Here is a 23891-nt window from a genome sequence, read left to right as displayed (position 1 = left end):
CTCCTTAATCGAAATAAACCGGATTGGTAAAAGCAATTAACGTATAAATTTCGCGCACCATCCCCCAAAGCTCGGCTCGCAGCCATTTTCTCGGCTCAGACGAGAGCGGCAAACCGGATAGACGGATGACATCGTCGCCCGGTTTGCCGCCGTTCCACATCACCTCGGTATCCAGCTCCTGGCCCCGGTCCGAGCAGAGGATCAGCTTGTAATTTTGATCGGGCAACGACCATAACCCCGGCCGAACGGAGAAATCAATCGTGATCTCCGCTTGCATATCCCTGTCCTCTTCCAGTTGCAGAGGTGACGGAATGACGGAACCCAGAGCGTAGCTTTCGCCGCCGCAGCTCACCGAGAGCAGCAGCAACGGGCCGATCGTCACCGAAGCTTTCCCTTCTCGAAGTGCGTTGACCAGATGTTCCTCCTTCGGCAATTCGTCTTCCGGGATGCCGAGATAGGTCACCGACAGCGGCTCATCCGTCTCCTTCTGCACATGCCAATCCCGGCCAGACGTCGCTGAGATCCGCAAGCCTTCACTCAGCTTGTCGGTCCAGAGGGCATACGCTCGTCGGTTGTTGGTGCGAATGGAAGCAAACGTCTCAGACCAAACCTCAATATAGTCAACAACGGACCAGTCCTGAATCTCATACTCCCAGAAGCATCCGGTGCAAGCCGGACTGCCGATCCGGAACGGATGAGCCAAACCGGCAATCCCGCCGAGTCGATGCACCGCTTGAATCCCCTCATCGATTTTGCTGCGGTCGGCTTTCCGCCAATCCGCATATTCGCTTAATCCGATCGTCACCATATGGCCATAGAATGTCGTCCACTCCATCCCAGGAACGATGAGCAGTCCAAACTTTTTGGAGATAGCCTCCTTCCCTGCGAGCCCGGTCATCGTATTGTGATCGGTAAGCGCAATTGCATCGAACCCAAGTTTTGCCGCGCCCTCTGCTAATTCTTCCAGCGTCTGGGCGCCGTCGCTATGCAGCGTATGAGTATGCAGCTCACAAGCCAACCACTTCATTACGCCTCATTCTCCTTTTCGGCCCAAACTTGGAGCAAATAATTACAGGTATCCGTGACGATCGAGTGAACGCTTAGCGTGACTTCCCAATCTCCGGCAGGTAGAGGGCCTGGAAGTAACCCAGGGGAAGCTTCTCTTGCCGCAAGCGCCAGCTCCTGTACCGGGTCATGACGATGACAGGCGCCCCGATAACCCAGCGGATCGTCAAGCGAGAGCGTGATCAGGTTTTTTAGGGGGATATAGTTGTCTGCCTGGGCTAATGCCAGTGCCTTCTGTTCCGGCAACAGATAAGCATCGAAGCTTTGATTTAGCAGTTCCAAAGATCGTCCGCGGTCTTCCAGCACCTTTGGGGAATATTCAAATTTCAGTCGCAGCCGGCTGCAATCCTCATCCAACTGAAACGGAATCCGGATATGCGTCTTGTTATCGACCGGCGTCACACGCCCTATCACATCGAGTACCAGCAATACGGCTCATCGCCTTTCTTGTTTTATCGAATCATCACAAAGCCTAATGTCCTATCTTGAAGTGGGAACGGTCCCACATGTCCTCATGGTACTGCTCGAACATCAAGGCGGTATCATCCCCGTGATAATCTTGTGTAAAAGCAAAAGAAGGAAGCGAACAGGTTCGCATCCTTCTCTTTTCATCCTTATTCATGTTCAGTTGTCCATATTCCGTTGTCTGCAGATGAACCTTCACCCGACCGACTCCTTTACCGGTCTTGCAGCATAATTCGGTAAGCAGGGTATTGATGGATGGCGATGCCGCCAAACCCGGCATGCTGCGCAAAATAAGCGTTGATGGCCTGAATCTGTTGGTTCATGTAAACTAAGCCTTTATTATAGTACGTAATCTCACTGGGAATCGTAGAGCCATTAGGCGGACTGGTCTCTGCACCGATATAAACCTTCTTCCCCAAGCTTGCGGCATAATCAGCTTCCGCCAACGAAGCGCGAATCTGCCGATCAGCCGTGTCGCGGTAGGCCATCAGGGATACGGTATCCACGATATCCAATACGAAGTAACTTAACGGCTTCCGTTGTCCGTCTGTCTCCACCATCACCGGATTTTCCCCTGTCGCATACCAGCAAGGTATCGCCGCGTTAAACTCGAGCGGATCGCCGCTGGTGAGAATTTCTGCCGCGATTTTCTTCAACACCTGCAGGTATTGATAATTCACCGAACCTCGCTTCGTCTGGTATTCCGGCAAGATGTGCGGCTCAATATCAAATTGAATGCCGTCAAAGGTGCTGTCCGGGTGGGAAGCATTAAACGACAGCACCTGCCGAAGTTCTGCGAGCGCATCGCGATGCCTGCCTTCCAAGGCCCACTCGGCTCTTCCGACCAGCGCAAAGACGCGTATCCCCTCCGCATGTGCACGATTGATCAGCTCCGTGTAGGTTGCCGGTTGATCCGGCAGCGTTCTGCTTGTTCCAATAAACAACAGGTTGATGTTCTGGTCCTTCAAAAACTCCAGCAAAGACGTAATTTTTTGTGAGTTGGAAGCCGCATCATAGAAATCCCATGCCCAAATGGCTTTCGTTGATCTTGCCTCTGCTTGGGCCGGAGTGGTGACTACCATATTTCCCGCCAAACAGATTGCCAACAACAGCAAGATTGCCTTGTTCTTCACTCGTTCCTCTACACTCCATTCCTTCTCTGATTTCCCTGTGATGCGATCCTCAAATGTCCGTACTTCTTCCAGGGCGATTTGATTCAGAATGAGATTAACATAAAACGGAGGAGCGCAAATGATCTGTTTAGCCTATTGTAGAGGGAGTTCAGCCCTGATTATTCGACATTATTCAGCGTGAACCCAAACTTCAAGCAAGCTGTTCCACGTATTGATCTCGTTACCTTGCCCCACATATCGGATAAATTTTGCCGGCGTCGGCGTAAACTCAAACGTCTCCAGCTCCGTTTGTTTCTTGCTGGCCATCCCCGTTAGAACAGGTTCGAAATGCACGCCATCCACGGAGACCTCAAGATCAAAATAGTTCGAACGGGTGTGACCGTTATAAAACCACAGGCTCACCCCATCTACCGTCGTGACCTCATCCAGCTCTATCTGTAAATATTGGCCTTTCCCATCCGCCGACCAACGGGTGTCCGGATCACGATCCAGCGTGTTGCTCGGCACATTGCCGTCATCTGCGCTGGCCGATACTTTGGCAATTGCGGCTAATGGTCCCTCCGGCTCAGGGATAGGTTCCAGCACCTCAAAGGTCTGGCGAGCTTCAACAATCACGCCTTGGAGCTGGCAGCTGGCAATGATATCAACGACTCCGGGCCGTTCGGCGTAAAATGTATTCCCTTCGATATAGCCCACCTGTTCTTCACTAACCCGGTACGTTACCGGGATATTCAACTCGGAAGTGTTCACGACTTCTCCATTATCGAGCGTCAGGAAAGATTGCAGACGTCCGCTCTTGCCTGCACTGATCGCATAACCGGCGGAACGCCAGCCCGGTACGCTTTTGTCCGGAGCAATCGTAATATTCTCCGGCAGCACCGGCGTCTTCGCCACGCTGAACTTCACCCGAACCGTTTGTGTCTTTCCACGCCGTGTAATCGTAATTACGCCAGTTCCGTCGGTCCCTTTGGGTTGATCGATCTTGAGACGGGCATCCTTAGAAGCCGCCTGTGCAGATAGGATTGGGGTTTCTGTCGTGCCAAAGGGCAGTACGTAATCATATTGCGTTCGCAAAAATTGCACGCCCGCTACGGCTTCCCCGTTGACGAGGATCGACTGGAGACCTAATGCCTGGAGATCCAACCGTTGCTTCGTTTGATCCTTGTACAAGCTTTGCGGGAATAGCCGCTCCCCTTGCCCAACGCCTTCAACCCAATCAAACGGCGAGGTATCGGCATCCGGGATCGAGCCAACGATATCGACCTTCACCCCGTTCACTTTCCCTCGGGTACCGATGATATACCCGTTGCCAAACTGCTCCGATTCGATAATGACCCCAGGTTTACTTGAATGGGCAGCGATGCCTTTCGTATTCCAAAATACGCTTTCGGTTGTCACTACGCCGTGCCGGTTCGTCGCGGACGAGCCGTAATCCCTTGTAATCGCGGATATCGCGTCCCCGTTCACCGTGAAATTATCAATCAAATTGGCCATGCTCAAATACATGTGGAAGTCCGTGAGGTAAAAAGAGTTCTCAGAATACGAATCGAGCAACACATTGCCATTTGCAGAGAAATTGGCATAGGTGAAGCTGTGTCTCGCCCCAACGGCACGGCTGTTCTTAATCAGGTTATCGTTTCCGATGAATTGGTACAGGTAGCCGTTCCCGTTGGCTCCCCGGTATTGTGGATACTGCATCGTGACGTTGTCGACGGTAATATTTTTTGTCCGGTCTAAAATAATGCCCTTCGATAAAATATGGTAGGTGGCATTCCCCGGCGGCTTGTACGTGCTAACATTGCGGATCCAACTGTTAGTCACTGCAATCATGTTGATCGCTTTGGCATTATCAGATTCGTACCCGGCGGTTCCTTCCACTTTGAAATCATCTTCCCCAAGCCCCGGCTTCGAGTTCTCAATGTTCGCGATCGAGAAGTCCTCCAGACCAACTTCCGTAATGGGGGCTTCCGTTTTGGTAATCGTAATGTCATCGCGAAGCTTCAGAGGGTATCGGGTAGGGATATCCAGGGTCAGGGTTCTGGCCTTGGGATCAACCGCCACGATCTGCCGATAAAATATCGGCTCCACCTTACCTAGACGGGAAGCCCATTTATTCTGCATCCCATGCTCCTTCAGGAAGCCTTCCGTCGTCTCAAAGGTGATCACGACAAAGTCATCTACTTGAAAGCCATCCGTACTTTCTACGGGCAACAGCACCGTAGGTTCGGACACCGTTTTGCGCAGCTTGGTCACCGTGCTGGTCCGTTTCCAATCTCCATTGCCAACCCGGATGATGTCCTTTTGTTTCATAAACTCCTGCGCATTGTAAATATGCGTCTGTTGCTGCCCGTCCCCCTTAAGCACCACCCCGCTGGAGTGGATATTCAGAGCATAATCCTTCCCTTCCTGCGGTGTCACAAGGTACGTCCCTTTGGGAAGGTAGACCACGCCTCCTCCGCGCGCCGCCGCATCATCAATTGCTTGTTGGATGGCGCGTGTGGAGTCTGTACGCCCCGTAGGGTCCGCGCGGTACGGAGATTTCGTTACATTAATGCCCCGGTGCTTGTTAACGGAAGGAATCGGCATCTCACCTCTCCGATAGCCTGCATAGGAGAAGTCATGCAAGAATTCCCCCTCTTCCGTCCGGTATCCCGGATACCACCCCTTGGGATAAAGCAGGCTTCTCCCATCACGACCAAGGGACGGACCTTGATTAGCTGTAGGATTCGCTTCTTCAGCTGACACCGAGACAGCACCTCCTCCCGGAACAGCGAATCCGGCGACAACGGCGAGGGCGAGCAGCAGAGCGGGCCATCTTTTGCGCATCACATCATCTTCCTCCTTTGTATATGGGATTCACCCCCGATTGTAGAGCGAGAAAGCTTGTTTATCGATGCTCAATAACGCCACTCGCGTTGCCATTTTATCCAAATCCAACCATCATCTCGCAGATAATGCCGCGTTATACCGATCAAGGGACTGTTGTTGGATTTGAATCGCCCGGTCGATCCCCATGGCGTGGATTTGCTCCACGTAACCTTCAAACGCATCCAGCGGCTCCATCCCATAGATGATCTTAAGCGACATCTCATCCACGAGGCGGTTCACGTCCTGCATAATGACCGAAAACTCCGTACTCTCCTCCTCGGTCTTCGGCAGTACCGGCAAGATGTGCAGCGCAGCGTCCGTGTCGGACCACAGCCGGGTAGCCTCCTGCTGCTCTGGCAACGCATAATACTGCTCCATATACCGTACATCCTGCACGAACGGACCAAAATAACTAGCCCGTGTATACATCGCCAGCGCTTGTGATGGAGCCCACTGGTTCGGGTTGTTTAAAATGAGGTCGGTATAAGCTGGATAACCGTCCTTCATTTCATAGCTAACCCCTTCGATCCCAAAGTTGAACAGCATATGCCCCTCAGGGCTGTAACCATAATCCAGCATCCGGGCCGATTCCTCCACATGCTGATTGCTTGTTGAGATCGCAACACTGCCGCTGACTCCCACGACCGGAGCAAGTTGACCAAATTTCGGACGATCCCCCTTTTTCAGTACCGGATAAGGCGTCGGCGCCAGTTCGACCTTCGGGTCCCGGGCTCGCATCACCGGCAACCAAGTCCCGATTCCCGCCCCGGCGTTCCAGATGCTGGCGCCGCTGCGCCCGAGAATCATGCTTGTATCCTGGGTTTCCGAGTCCACTGCAGCAAGGTTGGGATCGATAAGCCCTTCCTGATACCAGTCGCGGAACAGTGCAAGAAACGCCTTGTACTCCGGCTCGATGGCGCCAAATTTGACCTTCCCCTGCTCCTGGTAGAAGTTTTTCTTAATCCCAAAAGCGCCAACGAATCCCCCGCCTTCGATACCAAACAACGGATTGGGTACGCCAAGGAAGGTGAGCGGAGCCTCTGCTCCCTTCCGTTCTTTGAACGCCTTCAGCACATCATGCCATTCCTCGATTGTCTCCGGAATCTCAAGCCCAAGGTCATCCAGCCAATCCTTGCGGATGATCGGGCCTTGGTAAGTGCGAAGCCGCGGTTCACCCTGAATAAACGGGAAAGCGTAGTAACTGCCGTTTGCAGTACGAACTTGGAGATCAATTTCGGGATGGGCTTGGAGATACTTTTTCAAATTCGGGGCATATTGGTCCAGGATATCGTTAAGCCTCAGAATATAACCATCGTTCATTGCCTTCTCCGGGCCGCCCGGATAATTGATCCATTCATATTCGATCAAATCCGGCAGTTCTCCGGAAGCAAGCAGGACGCTGATTGCCTCCTTCCCTTGATTGGCTGGAGGCTGAATGAAATTAAGCTGGACTCCGGTTCTCCGTTGCCATTCTTGAAAGAAGGGAACTTCGCTGAACTTAGATTTGATACTGGCTGCATTTCCGTTGAGCTCAGCCCAATAGGTCAGCGTCACCTGTTCCTTCGCTTCTTTCCCGACCGATTGTTGTATCTCCTGTGGACTCTCCACCGAAGCAGCGGATGCCCCGTGGAAAGGTCTCACCCTGGAATCACAAGAGCTCAACAAGACAAACAACGCCAGGATCACCACTATCGCGAGTCCTCGGTTTGCATAAGGCTGAACCTGATCTCGATTCCGGCTCATACCGTAACCTCCTTCCCATTCATGCCGCTGATCTCTTTATATCTGCCTGGCGTGATGCCTTCATACTTCTTAAACACCCGAATAAACGTAGCGGCATCGTTATACCCCACTACTTTGGACAGCTCGCTGATCGATTCCGATTGCGCTCGCATGAGCTCCTTCGCCTTCTCAATCCGGCAGCGGTGGATGCTGTCCAGCAGGCCTTCTCCCGTCTGATTCTTGTAAAGCTTGGAGAGGTAACTGCCTTTCATCCCAAAATGATCGCCAATCGCATTGACATTTAAGTTGGCGTCGTTATATCGTTCCGCGATATACGCCGTCACTTTCTCGATCAGGCTGCGGAGCGAGTCCTCCCGTTCTCTTAACAGATGGCTTGCACGTTTGTCGGCGGCAAAGGTGCAGACCTCATGCAGCAAGCTTTGCAGAGCGCTTTGCATTTCCTGTACGGTATCACAAGCCAGCACCTCATCGATCCATAGCGGATAATCGGCCAGACGGCAATCATCCTCATGTCCGCCAAGTTCATGGATGACCTTGATCATCGTACTTACCAAATTAAACATGAGGCATTTAGCCACGTTCAGCGACATCACCGGCTTCTCCAAATTCCGCTTCATGATCTCATTCATGTAATGACCGGCCTGTTCGGCATCCCCGGCTTTGATGAAGTTAATCAGCTGCTGCTCGGTCTGCAGCGGATAGTCATACCCATACATGCCACCTGCCGTCTCTTGCTGGATTTCCCCGTAAGCAATGATCCCTTTCTTCCCCAAAACCATCTTGTATTCCATCGCATCCACTGCTTCTTGATACGCCTCATGAATGCCAATCCAGGATGGATGGCGACCGCTGAACGAAATCGTCAGCTCCATCTCGTAACGCTCCAAGAATCGCTGAGCTTCCGCCGCAATCGCTCTCAAATCCTCGCTCCATGTCACGGAATCCGCCTGCAAATTTACCAGGCATACGATCATCTCGTCGACCTCCGCAACATAGCCCACATGTCCTCGCGTGGCAACCAATTCCTCGACCACATTGGAGATGATCAGCTGAATCAGTTTGCTCCGTTCGCTTAATCCCACGCCGGGCAACTTGTCATAGAGCCGATCTTCATTTTCGATCACAAATAAAATAACGGCAAAATCCCGCGAATACAGCGGCATCTGAAAGGAGCGGAACGATTCCTCATAAGGAACAAGCGGGTCAGTCTTCCCCTTCAGCAATCGATAGATCAAATTCGAACGAAGCACCTGCTGATGCTTCTGGAGTTGCTGGGCAATCTCATTCTTCTCGCTCCGGGCCCGCTGGATCATGTTCTGGATAAAGCGGAGCTCATTGGGTTCTCCAGGTACAGACTGCGACGTTTTGTCCTTCAACGATTCCACCAGCTGTTGGATAGGAGAATAATTACGGCGCATAAAAAACCACGTCAACACGCTGGCACCGACCAAGCTGACCAGGATGCTGATATATGTGAAATTACGGACGTTCACGGCTTTTTCCCAATACAACCCGCTTGGGATGATCAACGCATATTTAAGATCCGATACCGCCGAATCCATATAGAAGAGCTCCGATTCTCCGACCTTGGCCTGATCCAGCCTTACGCGGTTGCCCTCCATAAAGGGAAGCAACTCCTCGGCAGGGTCCCGATTGGTCATCAGCACCTCGTCATTCTGATTGAGGATCATTAGCAGACCATCACTGAAGCCGGAGATCCCCTCTAGTGCCTGTTGGAATCGGCTCGTATCCGTCATCACCACAACGGTCCCGGTCTCTTGCCCATTTAGATCAGCAGGCAGCTGCGTGACATAAGCGATCGAGGATTCCGCAGGCCCCGCATTGAGGTGAGGGAGCAGCATAAAGTGTTTTGTATCCGCTTCCAAAACTGAGCGTTTCCATGTCTCCAAACTAAGGTTTCCGGTTTCGTGAATCGTATAAAAGGCGGTTGGGATATCCCGAATATTCCCCGCCCGGAGAACCGCCTCCCCTTTTTTCCAGACTACGTAAAATTCATCGATCGTGGCGTACGACGTCTTGAACAGGCGGAGCTCCTTGACAAGCTGATATGCGGTGTAAGGCGCTTCGGCGTCAGATTGGCTTGAGTACATCAAAGTTTGCAAGTTCGGACTCCAGGTCATCTCCATGTTGAGCCGCTTCATCAAATCGATTTGCGTATCGATCGTGTAGCGCATTTGCTTCAGCAATGAATCGTTCGCCCGATGAATTTCGCTCTTTAACGCCGTATTGGCCTGAGCGTAAATGATGAGGCTGAACAGAATCGGCACAAACAACACTGCACTGTACGAAACGAGCCAGGTTACGATCACGCTTTCCCGTTTCCGCCACAAAGATTGAATGTTCAACATCCGTTCCTCCCCCGTATCCTTCTGGTTTGTAAATAAGCAGGTAACTGGGTTAATCGGTTCGTTGGTACGTTGGCTTTATACGTTTGTCAGTATGTCAGATCAAGACCTAATTATAACGTGTTTCCCCGGCCCAAGCCTATAGATAAAAAGTTCAATTCGATTGATAATTCTGCTTACAGGCCGTCCTGCAACCTATCCAATGCCAATAGCCCGAGGGACTTAGTCGTCCTTCGGGCTGATTATAATCGAGTTCAAGTTCTTAGAAAATTCGCCGTTTCCAACCTTGGAGCTTCGCCAAAGCTTCAACGAAGTAATAATCCCCATAGATCAGCGACACGTTCACGTTCTGATTCGCTGGCTTATGACCTGTGCCTTGAAGCAAGATCGCCTCATGCTTCGGCTCGTCCCAAGTAGCATAATTCGCCGCGAGGGAGCTTAAGATCCGCTCAGCCGCAGAGCGGTACGGTCGGCCAGTGGGTTCATCCAGCTGGTCGGCAAGCTCCAGCAATCCGGAGGCAGCGATCGCTCCGGCCGAGGTGTCCCGAGGAATTTCTTCCTCTCCGTCTTCCCGCACGGCCCGGAAGTCCCACGGAGGAACATTGTCCTCAGGCAAGCTGGCGATAAAGAAATTCGCCACCCGCTGGGCTGCACTTAAGTACACGGCATCATTCGTATGACGGTACGTATTCGTCAAGCCGTAAAGCGCCCAGGCGTTCCCCCGGCTCCAAGCCGAGTCAGGAGCCGCACCTTGCCCGCCTAATGCCCCCACACGTTGACCTGTTTCAGGATCAAACACCACGATGTGATGGGTCGACCCGTCCGCCCGTACGAATTGCTTCACAACCATATCTGCATGAGCTTTGGCGATATGCGCAAACCGCGGGTCACCGCTTTCCTCAGAAGCCCAGAAGAGCAGTGAGATGTTCATCATCGTATCGATGATTGACCAGCCGGTCTTTTCGATGCCGTTCCAGGCCCTAAGATAGCCGCCCTTTGGGTTGAAACGGCCAGCCAGGAAGTTTGCCGCGAACAAGCCTCGCCGCAAGGCGTCTTTGTCGCCGGTCAGTTTATACTTAAAAACCGCCGTCGGCAAAAAATGAAACCCAACATCATGATCAAAAGCATTCTCCTGCTGGAACAGCGCAAACAACCGCTCATCCCAAGACCAGGCTGCCTCCCGCCAACCTTCATCTCCTGTCATGTCGTACATCAGCCAAAGCATTCCCGGCCAGAATCCGGAGGTCCACCAGTCCAGCTTCGTATCATCATAAATCCCGTTTTGTCCTGCAACATGCGGAGCCTTGGTCCCCAAGGAATCCCTCATCTGCGACACCTTGGACTCCAACCGCGGCCAGATCTCCTGACCGATCGTATTTAAGGTCGTTGTCATGCTTCTCCTCCTCTACCTGTACTCGTGGATATCCCCTTCATCCATTACCCCTTCAAGGATCCGACCATAACACCTTTCACGAAATATCGTTGTAAAAAAGGATACACGCACATGATCGGAAACGTAGCCACAATGATCGTGGCATATTTAATCGTCTCCCCGATCTGGAACCGATCTCCAGCGGAGGCACCAATCGACATACTGTCCGTCGAGTTCGAGATCAGGATTTCACGGAGTACGAGCTGCAAAGGGAACAGCTCCCGGCTTCGAATGAATACCGAGGCGTAGAACCAACCGTTCCATTTATCTACAGCATAATACAAGATCATTACAGCAATCACGGGCATTGAGAGGGGGATGATGATTCGGAACAAAATCGTAAAATGGTTCGCTCCATCGATCTTGGCCGACTCCTCTAAACTGTCCGGGATGCCCATAAATGACGTCCGCATAATAATCAAATTAAACGTGCTGACAGCAAACGGGATGATCGTGGACCATAACGAGTCTAACAGACCTACGCCCTTGACGATCAGGTACATCGGAATTAAGCCGCCGCCGAAGAACATAGTGAACACGATGATGAACATAAAGACTTTGTTCCACATCACGTTTTTGCGGGACAAGACGTAAGCGCCCAGGGCGGTCATAAAAATATTCACGGTCACCCCAAACACGACGATAAACAACGTATTGCGAAACCCGATCCCGATACCTGGGTTGGCGAGCACAGCCCGATAAGCTTCCAGACTAAAACCGATCGGTTTCCAGAGGAACCCTTTATAGGCCAACAGGCGTGCTGGATCACTCAGGGAAGCTAACAGAACATAGACCAACGGATACAAAGTCGCGATTACGAGCAAAATGAGCAGCGTATAATTCACTACATTAAATAATCGATCCATCCAACCGCTTTCCGTCTTCATCGCTTCCACCTCACCATAAGCTGTTTTCATTCACTTTGCGGCTGATGTAGTTCGCGGAGATGAGCAGCGCGAGATTGATCACCGAGTTAAATAATCCCACGGCCGAGCTGTAGCTCCAGCCAAATTCCAATAGCCCTTTGCGGTACACAAATGTGGAAATAACATCCGCCGTTTCGTAGGTAATCGGATTGTAGAGCAAAATGATTTTTTCAAAACCTACATTCAACAAGTTCCCAATCCGCAAAATAAACATGATAGTGATGACAGGCACCAAACCGGGCAAGGTGATGTAGAACATTTGCTTCAGCCGGCTCGCCCCGTCAATTCGCGCGGCTTCGTACTGCTCAAGATCGATGCTCATCAACGCGGCAATATAGATAATCGATTCCCAACCGATCCGTTGCCAGATTTCCGACAGTACGTAGATCGGCCGGAACAGCTCTGGCTTCTGCAGCATCGCATGACCATCGTACCCAAACAGCATGAACAGCCGGTTGATCAGTCCGTCCGCATTCGTAAAGTCCGTAATTATCCCGCAGATGACAACTAAAGAGATAAAATACGGCATGTACGTAATGGTCTGCACGACCCGTTTGAAGTAGCGGCGGCGCACTTCATTGATCAATAAGGCTAGGATAATCGGTGCGGGAAACTCGAAGATTAACGTATATAAACTGATGAGAATGGTATTTTTAAGCACTCGCAAGAAATAGTAGCTTCCGAAGAACTCTTCAAAATGCTTTAGACCTACCCAGTCGCTCCCCAAGATCCCCTTCACCGGGGTAAAATCCTTAAAGGCGATAATCGCGCCATACATCGGACCATAATGAAAAATCACGTAGTAGGCGATGACGGGAATCATCATGAGATACAAGTATTTGTTTAACCGAAAATCCCGGATGAACCGGCGTTTGAAGGACACGGGTTTATTCATGGGCTTTAGGGGTTCACCTCATTTCAAGTCGGGAGGGCAGATCCGCCCTCCCGCATGCTTCTTATCGGTTGTTGTAACGCTCCAGCGCTGCAGTTTGGATCTCGATTGCACGGTCCAGGCGAAGCGACTTCATTTTTTCTACATAACTTTCAAATTGGTCTACGGATTCTTCCCCTAAAATGATCTTGATCGTCATCTCATCCACCAGCGTGTTGATGTCGTTCATAATCGTAGCGTATTCCGAGCTTTCCTCCGGCGTTGGCGTAATCGGCGGCAATTGGTATTTCGCGACATCGGTGTTCTTCCAGATTTCAATCGCATCCCGCTGGGTTTGCAAGGCGAAGAATTGCTCCGCATACCGTTTGTCTTGGACAAACGGTCCGTTGTAGCTGCCGCGGGCATGTAACGAGATCGCTTGCGCAGGTGCGAGCTTCTCTGGATTATTCATGAGCAAGTCGGTGTATTTCGGATATCCATCCACCATTTCATAGCTGACGCCTTCTTCGCCAAAGTTAAAGAACATATGGCCTTCCTCGCTGTAGCCGTAATCCAGCATCCGCACCGCCAACTCCGGATCCTTGGCCGTTGTCGTGATGGCGACGGTGCCTTCAGAGGAGTACGGTTGGTTGCGCTGTCCGAATTTAGGCTTCTCGCCTTTGTTCAGCACCGGATATGGGGCTGCCACAAGCACAGCTTTCGGATCGTTGGCTTCAATCAGCGGCTGCCATTTCCCCATCCCGCCGCCGGCGTTGCCAATCGTTGCCCCCGTGGCGCCGGAGGCCAGGTTGCTGTCGAGCGCTTTCCCATCCACCGTCGCGATATTTTTATCGAGTAATCCTTCTTTATACCAAGACTGGAACAATCTTAAATACTCTTTAAATCCGGGCTCTGCAGGGCCAAATTTGACTTTGCCGTCCTCCTGGTAAAAGCCTTGCGTTACCCCGTAGGCACCTAGAAACGCCCCGTTGTAGGATTCATTAAAGAAGCGCGGCTTGCTGACCAGCGAGAGCGGAGCGGCAGCCCCCTTCTTCTCTTTAAACGCACGAAGCGTGGTCGTCCATTCGTCGATCGTTTCCGGCACCGGCAGGCCCAGTTCATCCAGCCAATCCTTGCGGATCATCGGGCCTTGGAAGACCTGCAGGTACTCATCGCCCCGAATAAACGGGAAGACGTAGTAGCTGCCGCTGTCGGTTTTCACCATCTTATCGATCTCGGGATGCTCCGCTAAATACTTCTTCAGATTAGGCGCGTACTTGTCGATCAGATCATTCAGGCGCAAAATATACCCGTCACTGATTGCTTTCTCCGGTCCACCTGGAAAACTCATAAAGTTGTATTCGATCATATCCGGCAAATCGCCCGAGGCCAGCATGACGTTCAACGCCTCGCGGGCTTGACCTGCCGGCGGTGCGGTAAATTCGAGCGAAACCCCCGTTTTCTCTTGCCACTTCTGGAAGAACGGGACATCGTTATGGGAATTCACGATCCCGATCAGGTTCCCGGTCAAATCCCCCCAATACGTTAGCTTCTTATCGGTTTGGATCGGATACGTTGTCGCAGTTTCGGTGACTGAATTGTTGCCGCCGTTATCTGCTCCCCCTTCATTCGATTTCGCGCTGTTCGTCTGCCCCCCGTTTGAGCATGCCAGCAGCATGGTGCCAAGCAAGCCGATAGCTAGGCCAGTGGAGACCCAGCGGGCTAAGGATTTTGTCTTCATATACCTTTCCCCTCCATGATTTGTGATGGGAGTGAACCCATCCTCAGCATACGAACGATTCGAAGAGCAGCCTATGGGCAAAACCTCCAATGGCATGTTGATTTCATTTGAGGCGGATTGATGATTTATGCAATGAGGTTGATGATCTATGTAAAAAAGCCCGCCGAACAGTAGTTCAGTGAGCTCATTCGCTTGCTTGCTCCGTTTGAATTCAGATGAGCGACAGCGCTGATTTCGATCAGCTGTTCGGGAGATACCAAGTAAGTAACACCTAGCAGGGTTTCCCCCACATCCGCTTTCAACAATCCAATCACCGTTTCAATATCCTCCAGCGGTCGAGTCAAATTAATCTCCACCTTTGTTTTCTCTCCTTTACATCAAAGTAAGGATAGGATAAACTGTGCACAAAATATGCAGTCGTACGCACTATTTTGATAGGTACTACCCGAAACTTATGGGAATGGCGGATTATCAGCAGGTTCTTCCCAATATGGCTCCCGAGGCTTTTCAAATTGATAAACAGATCGAACAACGGCTGCGAGAAGATCCGCAAGTCTACGAGAATTTCAAGAACTTCCCGGCGCTCTATCAACGAGTTCGGATCGATACGATCCAGAGCGTCCTCCAACAGCCGGAACTTTTTCAGCGCAGGCTGGATAAATTTATCGCCTGCACGAAAGCAAATCAAATGTACGGCCAATGGCATGATGGCGGACGATTGCTGGAGGTTTAGATACTTCAATCGCGCAGTAATCACTCTGTGGTAACCAGAACCATCTCTTGAGCTTGGGATGTGTGATCACTGCCTAAGGCTTGAACTACGATACGGTCGTGCATGCTACGGCTGCCAAAGTTCCACGTGAATGACCATCCATCGCTTCCATCGAGGTCATAACCGAGGAGTTGCCGTTCTCCCCACGTTTCCGTCCCTGTAGGAACAACCCAAAACAATACGGTTTCGGTATTTAAGGCTTTCACCTGAAGGGTCATCGACTTCATACCGTCGCGAACAACCCACCAGCCTTCGTTATGCGGCAAATCCACGGTAACTTCAACAATTTGAGCTCGTTTATCCTGGGCTTGAGGTTCTTGGGGTTCAGCGGAATAGCTGCATGCCGATAATATCAAGGACATGAATAAAAAGAAGCCAACAAGATGTAATTTCCTCATCTTAACCTCCCCTACTAAAACGACTTATACTATTATTGCGCATTCGAAAAATGACGAGAAGTGTTCCGGTACGTTGTCGGGGATATCCCCTTCTTGGACGTAAACTGTCTAATGAAATAGGTATCGTATTCAAACCCCGTCGCACGTGCAATGTCGTTCAGATTCATATCGGTATGGGTTAGAAGTTCGCAGGCGACTTTCAAACGATACGAGAGCAAGTAACCCATCGCGGTTGAACCACATCTTGCTTGGAACAACTTGTTTAAGCTGACCCGGTTCAAGTGCGCAGCTTGAGTGAGATCCCCTAAGGTGATTTTGCGGGAATAGTTGGCATGAATGAACTCTAGCACTTGATCCACCGGGGAAGGCTCCCGAATTTGATTCAACTCCTCTAACAAGCCCAGAATTTGAATCAGATACTTCTTAATCCGACAAGCCCAGCGTTCATCGCTCTGTGCCATCACTTCCATCCCCAGGACAAAAAACCATTCAAAGATATGCGGATAAGCTTGACTCGTCATTCGGGGAATGATCGGATACGGTTCCACGCGTTGAAAAAACGATCGCCCGGTTTGGATACTTGGTGCTGACGGAAATAGGTCCTCCGTTTCAGCCACCCTAACGCTCTTCAAAAATTCAGGGTGAAAATGAAACGATTGGGCAGCTATCCCTTGCATCTTGGTAATCTTCCAATCATCGCTTTCAACCAAACAGAGAATTGCTGGAGCCGTGATGGCAATCGGGTGATCGTTCAGGGTGGCTTGAAGGCTTCCAGAGGTAATCAAGACCAGGGAACGGCGCTCAGGATAAGGCAGCCGAGTGACCTCCTCCATCGGAACAAACTCAATGTTGACAATGCGGTTCTTATAGCGGTCTAGCAGCGGCATGGGCTTCACCTATCAAATCGTATAGTCAGATCCTTCATTTATGTCAGTGTATCATATCTACCCGAGGGATATAATGAGCGATATAGCAAGAGAAGGAGGGAAACGAAATGGCACCTATGCCGTATCGTATTCATGTTCCCGAAGAAGTTTTGGACGATCTGAACCATAGACTTCAGCATATCCGCTGGCCCGATCAGCCCGAACATACCGATTGGGAACGAGGAACCGAACTAAAGTATTTGCAATCGCTAGCTACTTATTGGAGAGATCAATTTGATTGGCGAGCCCAAGAAGCTAGATTAAACCGCTTCTATCATTTCCGCAGCCGTATCGACGGGATCGATATCCACTTTGTGTATGAACGCGGGAAAGGCCCTAATCCCCTGCCATTGATTCTGACTCATGGATGGCCCGACAGCTTCCTTCGTTATGAAAAAATCATCCCGCTCCTAACCGATCCGGCAAGTTACGGGGGCCGTGCGGAGGATGCTTTTGATGTGATTGTCCCATCCATTCCCGGGTTTGGGTTCTCTAGCCGTCCTTCGCATCCGGGCATGAACAACGCCCAGGTTGCAGAACTTTGGGCCAAGCTGATGACGGAAGAGCTGGGTTATAAGAAATTCGCTGCCGCCGGTGGGGACATCGGCTCTGGGGTAACGCGGTATCTGGCCGCAAATCATCCAGAGCTGTTATACGGTATCCATCTCACGGACATCGGGATCATTCGGGCGCTCATGAACGCCTCAGGAGAGGACCTCTCAGCTGAAGAACGGGAATATCAACAAGCTGCTTTGGCTTGGGTCGCTCAAGAAGGGGGCTATATGTCCATTCAATCTACTCGCCCCCAAACCTTAGCTTATGGGCTTTCCGATTCACCTGTTGGATTGGCCAGTTGGATTTTGGAGAAGCTGCGCGCCTGGAGTGATTGCAACGGGGATCTTGATCAAAAATACACCAAAGACGAGTTGCTCACCCATATTATGATTTATTGGGTAACGAACACGGCCGGCTCCTCAGCCCATATGTATTATGAAAATGCGCATACCCTTCCGCCTCTCGGATACATCGAGGTTCCAACTGCTCTCGCGTTGTTTAAAAAGGACATTTTGCCTCCGCCTAAGGCATGGGCTAAACAAAACCTAAATATCACGCGTTGGACAACCCTCCCCCGCGGCGGTCATTTTACCGCCATGGAGGAGCCGGAGCTGATGGCCAAAGACCTTTGGGAGTTCTTCCGATCATTTCGAGCGTCCCATCAAACAGCAAAAGGCTAACCGCCTCTGCGGTTAGCCTTTTGCTGTAGCATTATTTTTTATGATTGGATTGTAAAATATCATCCATCAGCTTCATCACCTTGCGAACCTCAGCGTTCTTCACGATGGGCTCAGCGCCTTCGCGTACAACTTCATAGAAGTTCTGATAGAACGGCACGAAATCCGCTTTAGGCTCAGGGAAATCCAATTTCTCCGTAGCTTCCTCCGAAGGAGGCGCCATCGTCTTCGTGAGTCCTACGCCCGCTTGGATTGGGGTTGGAGCTGCCACATCCTCACGGCCGGTAGCTGCGATGATCTCGCCGGACAGATCCCAATCGTTAATCTTCGCTGTCCCTTCAAGGCCCTTCACATACCAACGCGGAAGCTTGGTATAGTTGGTGGTGCCGACTTCAACCAACGCCTTGACACCATTCTCAAAGGTAATGTAGCAGATGAATCCGTCATCAACTTCATCCCCTAAGATGTAGCTTAAATCCGAAAATACGCTTTGAACCGGGCTGTCGACCAGCCACAGCAGTTGGTCCAACAGATGAACGCCCCAGTCCAGGAGCATCCCGCCGCCATGCTTCTTCAAATGACGCCAGTCGCCTGGAATGCCGTTCGCCCCTTGAACGCGGGATTCGATTTGAAAAATCTCCCCAATCGTTCGGTTCTGATACAACTGGCGAATGATGAGGAAGTCCGGGTCCCACCGCCGATTTTGGTGAACCATAAAGACCTGGCCCGTCTCTTCCGCCACCGCCAAAATCTCATCCAGCTCTTCGGTATTCATTGCTACCGGCTTTTCGCAAACGACATGCTTGCCAGCCCGCATCGAGCGGATCGCGATTTCCTTGTGCGAATCATTGGGAGTCGCGATTAAGACCGCTTCGATGTTGTTATCAGTTAATACTTCCTCCAGGCTGCCATAAATATGCAGGCCTTTGCCCTTGGAGATTTGCTGTCTTTCTCCGGAAATATCGTAGGTTCCCACGACATGAAAGCGAGAGCTTTCTGCCGGAATGAGGCTGTGGGCATGATAAGAGCCCATCCCGCCATAGCCGATGACGGCAAAATTGATCTTCGACATCTTGCTTGCTCCTTTACGCCCACCACATGGCAGAAGGCTGCTCATGGATCATGATGGATTTCAAGTTGGTAATGGCACGTGTGAGGCCTTCATCCACTGACATAATTGGGTCTTCATGCTCGATGCTGAGCACATAATCGTAACCATATACGCGCAAAGCGGAGATGATATCCGACCATACCTTCAAGTCATGACCGCAGCCCACCGAACGGAACGTCCAAGCCCGTGTCTTCACATTGCCATAAGGCTGCATGTCCGTTAACCCGTACATGTTGATGTTATCTTGATCCAGATACGTATCCTTCGCATGGAAGTGGTGGATGGCGCCAGCTTCGCCAAGGATCTTCACCGCAGCAACGGGATCAATCCCTTGCCACCACAAATGGCTTGGATCCAGATTACAACCGATCGCTTTACCGGTCGCTTCACGCAATTTCAGCATGGTGTATGGCGTATGAGCCAGGAAGCCGCCATGGAGCTCGATCCCGATTTTCACGCCAGCCGCTTCCGCTTCTGCGTTGATCTCCTTCCAATAAGGAATCAGCTTCTGTTCCCATTGGTAATTGTAGTTATCGTCGTATTCGGTTGGCCAAGGCAAGACCGGCCAGTTCACTTGGGTATCCCCAGGTTTACCGCCCGATACGCCGGAGAAGCCGTTGACGACCGGAACGTTCAATAGGCTGGCCAGCTTAATCGTTTTGCGCAGCAAAGTGTCTGCTTCGGCAGCCACTTCCGGGATCGGGGAGATCGGATTGTTGTGACAGCTGAGCGCAGAGATTTCGAGGCCTTTGTCCGCTAATTTGGCAAGATATTCTTTACGCTCATCGCTGCTTGCCAGCAATTTGTCGATATCTAAATGAGCGTTGCCAGGATAGCCGCCGGTTCCGATTTCAACCGTCTGCAATCCTTTTTTGGCTACTTCTTCAATCATTTCTTCAAAGCTTAAATGATTAAACAAAGGTGTAAATACACCGAGTTTCATTGCTCTCACTCCTACTGGTTTACCTTATTTTTCGCGTGCTTCATAGTGTCCGTAGACAGGGTACAGGTTCTGGGTTGGGGCGCACCAGCGGATCCCGTTCTTAATGACCTTCTGCACTTTTTCGTTATAGTAGCTTGGATACGTTTCATGGCCCGGTTGGAAATAGAAGATCTTCCCGTTCCCCCGCCGGAACGTACAGCCGCTGCGGAACACTTCGCCTCCCGGGAACCAGCTGACAAAAATCAACTCATCCGGTGCCGGAATATCAAAATGCTCCCCGTACATCTCTTCCTTCTCCAATTCGATAAAATCGCCGATGCCTTCAGCAATCGGGTGGCTCGGGTTCACGTTCCAAATGCGGCTATGTTTCCCGTCTTCACGCCATTTCAGGTCACAAGAGGTTCCCATCAGTCTTTTGAAGATTTTTGAAAAATGCCCCGAATGCAGTACAACCAGCCCCATGCCTTCCAGCACCCGTTTATGCACGCGTTCCACGATTTCATCCTGGACTTCATCATGGGCCATATGCCCCCACCAGATCAGGACGTCCGTATCTTCTAGCACTTCTTCCGTCAGGCCGTGCTCTGGTTCGTCCAACGTTGCCGTCTTCACTTTAAATTGATCCTCACGGAGAAACTTGGCAATTTGCCCGTGAATCCCTTCCGGATATACTTCTTGAACGACTTGATTAGTCTTCTCATGCCGAAACTCGTTCCATACGGTGACTTGAATCATGGATATCGCTCCTTGATTTTAGAGGTAAACCGGCTCGCCGGTCTTCGAGGATTTGTAGATCGCCTCAAGGATTTCCGTAACGACCAAAGCTTCTTCCGGTTTCACGACTGGCTCGGTATCATTAAGGATTGCCTGAATCCAGGATTGGGCTTCAAGCACTTCCGGTCTTTCCCCTGCTCCGTCGTAGAAGGCTACGCCGCCGGTTTGCAGCTCGATCTTCTTCTCATACAACAAGCTGTGGTCTTCCCCGTTGATGGTCAGGCCGTTGTTCATATCGGCGCCCGCTTTCGTTCCGCACAGCGTCGTTTTGGCTTCCTTTACGTCCAGGCTATTCAGCGCCCAGCTGGATTCCAGGAAGATCGTCGCGCCGTTCTCCATCACAACAAAACCAAATGCAGAGTCTTCTACAGTGAATTTTTCCGGATCCCAAGGTCCCCATGCATTCGCAGCATTTTTCGTTTGGGACAATTTATGATACGTTTTCCCCACCACGTACTTCGGTTTGTAGTTGTTCATCATCCAGAGAGTTAAGTCCAGCGCATGGGTGCCGATGTCGATCAACGGACCTCCGCCTTGCGCTTCCTCATCCAGGAATACGCCCCAAGTAGGTACCGCGCGACGACGAATCGCATGAGCTTTGGCAAAGTAAATTTCACCCAATCCGCCCTCTTCACATACTTGATGCAGATATCTTGAATCCGTCCGGAACCGGTTCTGATAACCGATCGTTAATTTTTTGCCGGTACGTTTCGACGCTTCGATCATGCTTCTAGCTTCTTCCGCTGTCTTCGCCATCGGTTTCTCACACATTACATGGCAACCGGCTTCCATCGCTGCAATCGAAATTACCGCATGCGAGGAGTTCGGCGTACATACGTGAACGACATCCAAATCCGTGTTCGCTAACATCGTTTCATAGTTATCAAAAACCTGCGCATCCGCAGTACCAAATTTCTTCTTCGCTTCCTCCGCACGTTCTACGACAATATCGCAGAAGGCTACCATTTCTACTTCTTTGACCTCGGAAAGTGCTGGCATATGCTTGCCGTTTGCAATCCCGCCGCATCCGATAATACCAACTTTAAGTTTCATCTTATCCCTCCTGAAAGCGTTTCTATTGTCGAATTCATTATAGCCAATTTGATAATCGCTTTCTTCCCAATTTCCTCGCATGATACTCCCGAATATTGCTCTTCATTTCAAAAAACAACAAAGGCTTCTAGCGAGAATAAACTCGTAAAAGCCTTTGATCTTTTAAGACTCTATTAGATTTTTGCGATATTGCAGCGGCGATTGTCCCACCTCATCTTTAAACACATGATGGAACGTTTTGACACTGGCAAAGCCGGCTTTGTCGGCGACTTCCGCCATTGGGATATTTTCATTGGCCAAAATAAACTTCGCTTGATTGATCCGATACTCCGTCAGGAACTGCATAAACGTCTGCCCTGTATTCGCCTTAAAAAATCTAGTGAAATAGTACGGGCTAAAGCCTACGAATTTCGCCACATCTTCTAAGGTAATCACTTCCCGATAGCGATTTTCTACATACTCAAAGACTTGATTCAGCAAATCCAACGTTTCTTTATGTTGAATAGTGGATCGCTTGCTGGGCAAGTTTGAGGTTTGGCGTCTTGGCAAGTGCAAATAGAACTCGCCGATTAATTGATACAGATACCCTAAGGTCAAATAATTCATGCCCATCGGTTTCGTCTGGTCGACTTCATATAAATGAATCAATAATTCCGTCGCTCGCTGGGTTAGCTCCTGCGGCCAGTTGCGGCTATGCGGCTCGCCAGTCTCGAAGAGATTTAATAAGGAGTCCTCCGATATCCGCAGGATTCGCTCATCAAACAGCTTCAAATTAAACTGATAGACATACCGTTCACTCTCAGGTGAAGCCAAGAAATAATGGGCCTCCCCGCTAGGAAAAATGAAGATTTCCCCTTCCTCCAGTTGAACGATCTCTTCCCGAACGCCGATGTTCACCTTGCCTTTTCGGGAATAGATGATTTCAATTTCTTTATGCCAATGCGGATAGACAATCGTCATTCCGTCATTTTGGAACGTTCGAAACAAGAGGGAATCCTGAAACTCCGGGATTTCCAAGTACTCGCTCATAAACCTGATGACTCCCTGTACGTTGGATTTTGTCGTGTTCAGTTTGATTATAAGGGGCATCACTTGTCCGGACAACCCGAGAGGGGATTTACCTTTAGTTTTTACACTTATGATTAGAAAAGTCCATGAAAAAACCACCCTCTGCAATAAGCTTTGGGTGGGTTGCTATAATTCCTTCTATGCTGAATGAACCTCATCCACCATCGCCCGAAGACGCTGGCAATCAATCGCTATAGCCTCTAATGGCGGATAGTTCTGAAACTCCTCTTGCTCCACAATTAACCATGGAATATTGATCTGCTTGGCGATCTGGACGTATTCCTTCATCGGCAGGACGCCGGAGCCAATTTCCGTGCTTTCCCGAGGAGAATCCTGCATATCTTTCATATGAAAAAGACCAATCCGATCCTTATGCGTCTCTAGCCAAGAAAATGCGTCCACACCAGCATCTGCCAGCCAGTATAGATCTACTTCCAGATCAATGTGCTTCGTACGTTGCACCATTTCAGCCAGAATGTCTACGCCGGGGATCTCCGTGAGTTCATTGGCATGATTATGGTAATAGAACTCGAAGCCTTCAGCCGCAGCCTTTGTTGCAACCTCCTCCATCTTGCCAATGAAAGCGTGCCAATCTTCCAAGGTCTGGAAGCTGGCATAAGGAATCACAAGCCGAGAATTGCCAATCTCCTTCTCGAAGGCCAACGTCCCCTCGAAATCCCGTTCCAAAGCCTCAAAAGAAAGATGCGAAGCCGCGACCTTTAATCCCAGTTCCTCTAAGTACCCTTTGACTTCAGCGGCACTTTTCCCATGATAACCGGCAAATTCAACGCCGTCATAACCACTTTCTTTTACTTTTTTGAGCGCCTCATAAAAGTCGTCTTTGCATGCATCCTGAATACTCCATAATTGCAAGGCAATTTGGGGTTTCATCGAACCTCCTCCTTTCACGAGTCCATTATAGCGAAATCACCTCCCACATTCTTCCCGCTTTCTTCCGAAAAGCTCCTGAATAATGCGCTTTCATTAGCGATATAATAAAAAGC

The 23891-nt window shown here is 50.5% G+C and carries 20 protein-coding genes and 1 pseudogene; 2 read left to right on the top strand and 19 right to left on the bottom strand.

The genetic code is table 11. The features are described from left to right. Window positions 1–4: 4 nt before the first annotated feature. The 11 genes from C812_RS07205 to C812_RS07150 all read right to left on the bottom strand — a co-directional run bounded on the left by C812_RS07205 (window position 5) and on the right by C812_RS07150 (window position 14966). Window positions 5–1027, bottom strand: a complete 1023-nt coding sequence (locus C812_RS07205) for a CehA/McbA family metallohydrolase (RefSeq protein ID WP_016312006.1) — start codon at window positions 1025–1027, stop codon at window positions 5–7. Continuing rightward, window positions 1027–1494, bottom strand: a complete 468-nt coding sequence (locus tag C812_RS07200; RefSeq protein WP_016312005.1) for a hypothetical protein — start codon at window positions 1492–1494, stop codon at window positions 1027–1029. The genes C812_RS07205 and C812_RS07200 overlap by 1 nt, the downstream gene beginning before the upstream one ends. Window positions 1495–1742: 248 nt before the next feature. Continuing rightward, window positions 1743–2663: a TraB/GumN family protein gene (locus C812_RS07190; protein ID WP_016312003.1), complete on the bottom strand. Its 921-nt coding sequence runs from the start codon at window positions 2661–2663 to the stop codon at window positions 1743–1745. Window positions 2664–2831: 168 nt separating this feature from the next. Next, complete coding sequence (locus C812_RS07185; RefSeq protein ID WP_016312002.1) at window positions 2832–5489, bottom strand: glycosyl hydrolase family 28-related protein; 2658 nt, start codon at window positions 5487–5489, stop codon at window positions 2832–2834. 114 nt (window positions 5490–5603) lie between these two features. Further along, window positions 5604–7274: an extracellular solute-binding protein gene (locus C812_RS07180; protein ID WP_016312001.1), complete on the bottom strand. Its 1671-nt coding sequence runs from the start codon at window positions 7272–7274 to the stop codon at window positions 5604–5606. Then, a complete protein-coding gene (locus C812_RS07175) occupies window positions 7271–9643 on the bottom strand; it encodes a helix-turn-helix domain-containing protein (protein WP_016312000.1) in 2373 nt (790 codons plus the stop codon). The genes C812_RS07180 and C812_RS07175 overlap by 4 nt, the downstream gene beginning before the upstream one ends. Window positions 9644–9902: 259 nt before the next feature. Further along, complete coding sequence (locus tag C812_RS07170; protein ID WP_016311999.1) at window positions 9903–11033, bottom strand: glycoside hydrolase family 88 protein; 1131 nt, start codon at window positions 11031–11033, stop codon at window positions 9903–9905. Window positions 11034–11077: 44 nt separating this feature from the next. Continuing rightward, the gene (locus tag C812_RS07165; RefSeq protein ID WP_425270067.1) at window positions 11078–11989 is read right to left on the bottom strand and encodes a carbohydrate ABC transporter permease; all 912 of its coding nucleotides are present in this window, start codon (window positions 11987–11989) and stop codon (window positions 11078–11080) included. Next, on the bottom strand, window positions 11970–12893 hold the full coding sequence (locus tag C812_RS07160; protein ID WP_016311997.1) for an ABC transporter permease: 924 nt from the start codon (window positions 12891–12893) through the stop codon (window positions 11970–11972). Before C812_RS07160 ends, C812_RS07165 begins: the two co-directional genes overlap by 20 nt. Window positions 12894–12954: 61 nt before the next feature. Continuing rightward, entirely contained in the window at window positions 12955–14610 is a 1656-nt protein-coding gene (locus tag C812_RS07155) for an extracellular solute-binding protein (RefSeq protein ID WP_016311996.1), read from the bottom strand. Window positions 14611–14756: 146 nt separating this feature from the next. Further along, entirely contained in the window at window positions 14757–14966 is a 210-nt protein-coding gene (locus C812_RS07150; protein ID WP_016311995.1) for a hypothetical protein, read from the bottom strand. Between the two features lie 119 nt (window positions 14967–15085). Between C812_RS07150 and C812_RS07145 the strand changes: the two are divergent. Next, window positions 15086–15343: pseudogene (locus tag C812_RS07145) on the top strand (YdeI/OmpD-associated family protein); the annotation flags it as partial. 20 nt (window positions 15344–15363) lie between these two features. On the opposite strand, the gene C812_RS07140 reads toward C812_RS07145, so the two are convergent. Together C812_RS07140 and C812_RS07135 are read right to left on the bottom strand one after the other, a co-directional pair. Then, window positions 15364–15780: a hypothetical protein gene (locus tag C812_RS07140; RefSeq protein ID WP_016311993.1), complete on the bottom strand. Its 417-nt coding sequence runs from the start codon at window positions 15778–15780 to the stop codon at window positions 15364–15366. A 32-nt stretch (window positions 15781–15812) separates the two neighbouring features. Continuing rightward, window positions 15813–16667, bottom strand: a complete 855-nt coding sequence (locus C812_RS07135) for a helix-turn-helix domain-containing protein (protein WP_016311992.1) — start codon at window positions 16665–16667, stop codon at window positions 15813–15815. A gap of 107 nt (window positions 16668–16774) precedes the next feature. Between C812_RS07135 and C812_RS07130 the strand changes: the two genes are divergently transcribed. Next, window positions 16775–17941: an epoxide hydrolase family protein gene (locus C812_RS07130; protein WP_016311991.1), complete on the top strand. Its 1167-nt coding sequence runs from the start codon at window positions 16775–16777 to the stop codon at window positions 17939–17941. Window positions 17942–17972: 31 nt separating this feature from the next. Here the strand turns inward: C812_RS07130 and C812_RS07125 are convergent, their stop codons facing one another. From C812_RS07125 to C812_RS07100, 6 genes are all read right to left on the bottom strand, one after another. Beyond that, window positions 17973–19010, bottom strand: coding sequence for a Gfo/Idh/MocA family protein (locus C812_RS07125; RefSeq protein WP_016311990.1), 1038 nt, complete (start codon window positions 19008–19010; stop codon window positions 17973–17975). A gap of 13 nt (window positions 19011–19023) precedes the next feature. Further along, window positions 19024–19992 carry a sugar phosphate isomerase/epimerase family protein gene (locus C812_RS07120; RefSeq protein ID WP_016311989.1) on the bottom strand — a complete coding sequence of 323 codons (969 nt, stop codon included), beginning with the start codon at window positions 19990–19992 and terminating at the stop codon, window positions 19024–19026. Window positions 19993–20016: 24 nt separating this feature from the next. After that, window positions 20017–20727, bottom strand: a complete 711-nt coding sequence (locus C812_RS07115) for a ThuA domain-containing protein (protein ID WP_016311988.1) — start codon at window positions 20725–20727, stop codon at window positions 20017–20019. A gap of 18 nt (window positions 20728–20745) precedes the next feature. Then, window positions 20746–21819: a Gfo/Idh/MocA family protein gene (locus tag C812_RS07110; protein WP_016311987.1), complete on the bottom strand. Its 1074-nt coding sequence runs from the start codon at window positions 21817–21819 to the stop codon at window positions 20746–20748. Between the two features lie 162 nt (window positions 21820–21981). Next, window positions 21982–22848 (bottom strand): helix-turn-helix transcriptional regulator, encoded by an 867-nt coding sequence (locus tag C812_RS07105; protein ID WP_016311986.1) that lies wholly within the window; start codon window positions 22846–22848, stop codon window positions 21982–21984. Between the two features lie 177 nt (window positions 22849–23025). After that, on the bottom strand, window positions 23026–23778 hold the full coding sequence (locus tag C812_RS07100) for a sugar phosphate isomerase/epimerase family protein (protein WP_016311985.1): 753 nt from the start codon (window positions 23776–23778) through the stop codon (window positions 23026–23028). Window positions 23779–23891 lie beyond the last annotated feature (113 nt).

This window comes from Paenibacillus barengoltzii G22 (assembly GCF_000403375.2).
GTDB classification, from domain to species: Bacteria; Bacillota; Bacilli; order Paenibacillales; family Paenibacillaceae; genus Fontibacillus; species Fontibacillus barengoltzii.
The sequence above is the reverse complement of the archived record's forward strand: the minus strand, read 5'-3'. Positions and strand labels throughout refer to the sequence as shown.

Bases quoted from the DNA above. Each gene is read 5' to 3' on its own strand.
- C812_RS07205 (WP_016312006.1), bottom strand. From the start codon at position 1,027: ATGAAGTGGTTGGCTTGTGAGCTGCATACTCATACGCTGCATAGCGAC.
- C812_RS07185 (WP_016312002.1), bottom strand. From the start codon at position 5,489: ATGCGCAAAAGATGGCCCGCTCTGCTGCTCGCCCTCGCCGTTGTCGCC.
- C812_RS07180 (WP_016312001.1), bottom strand. From the start codon at position 7,274: ATGAGCCGGAATCGAGATCAGGTTCAGCCTTATGCAAACCGAGGACTC.
- C812_RS07175 (WP_016312000.1), bottom strand. From the start codon at position 9,643: ATGTTGAACATTCAATCTTTGTGGCGGAAACGGGAAAGCGTGATCGTA.
- C812_RS07170 (WP_016311999.1), bottom strand. From the start codon at position 11,033: ATGACAACGACCTTAAATACGATCGGTCAGGAGATCTGGCCGCGGTTG.
- C812_RS07165 (WP_425270067.1), bottom strand. From the start codon at position 11,989: ATGAAAACAGCTTATGGTGAGGTGGAAGCGATGAAGACGGAAAGCGGT.
- C812_RS07160 (WP_016311997.1), bottom strand. From the start codon at position 12,893: ATGAATAAACCCGTGTCCTTCAAACGCCGGTTCATCCGGGATTTTCGG.
- C812_RS07155 (WP_016311996.1), bottom strand. From the start codon at position 14,610: ATGAAGACAAAATCCTTAGCCCGCTGGGTCTCCACTGGCCTAGCTATC.
- C812_RS07140 (WP_016311993.1), bottom strand. From the start codon at position 15,780: ATGAGGAAATTACATCTTGTTGGCTTCTTTTTATTCATGTCCTTGATA.
- C812_RS07135 (WP_016311992.1), bottom strand. From the start codon at position 16,667: ATGCCGCTGCTAGACCGCTATAAGAACCGCATTGTCAACATTGAGTTT.
- C812_RS07130 (WP_016311991.1), top strand. From the start codon at position 16,775: ATGGCACCTATGCCGTATCGTATTCATGTTCCCGAAGAAGTTTTGGAC.
- C812_RS07125 (WP_016311990.1), bottom strand. From the start codon at position 19,010: ATGTCGAAGATCAATTTTGCCGTCATCGGCTATGGCGGGATGGGCTCT.
- C812_RS07120 (WP_016311989.1), bottom strand. From the start codon at position 19,992: ATGAAACTCGGTGTATTTACACCTTTGTTTAATCATTTAAGCTTTGAA.
- C812_RS07115 (WP_016311988.1), bottom strand. From the start codon at position 20,727: ATGATTCAAGTCACCGTATGGAACGAGTTTCGGCATGAGAAGACTAAT.
- C812_RS07110 (WP_016311987.1), bottom strand. From the start codon at position 21,819: ATGAAACTTAAAGTTGGTATTATCGGATGCGGCGGGATTGCAAACGGC.
- C812_RS07105 (WP_016311986.1), bottom strand. From the start codon at position 22,848: ATGAGCGAGTACTTGGAAATCCCGGAGTTTCAGGATTCCCTCTTGTTT.
- C812_RS07100 (WP_016311985.1), bottom strand. From the start codon at position 23,778: ATGAAACCCCAAATTGCCTTGCAATTATGGAGTATTCAGGATGCATGC.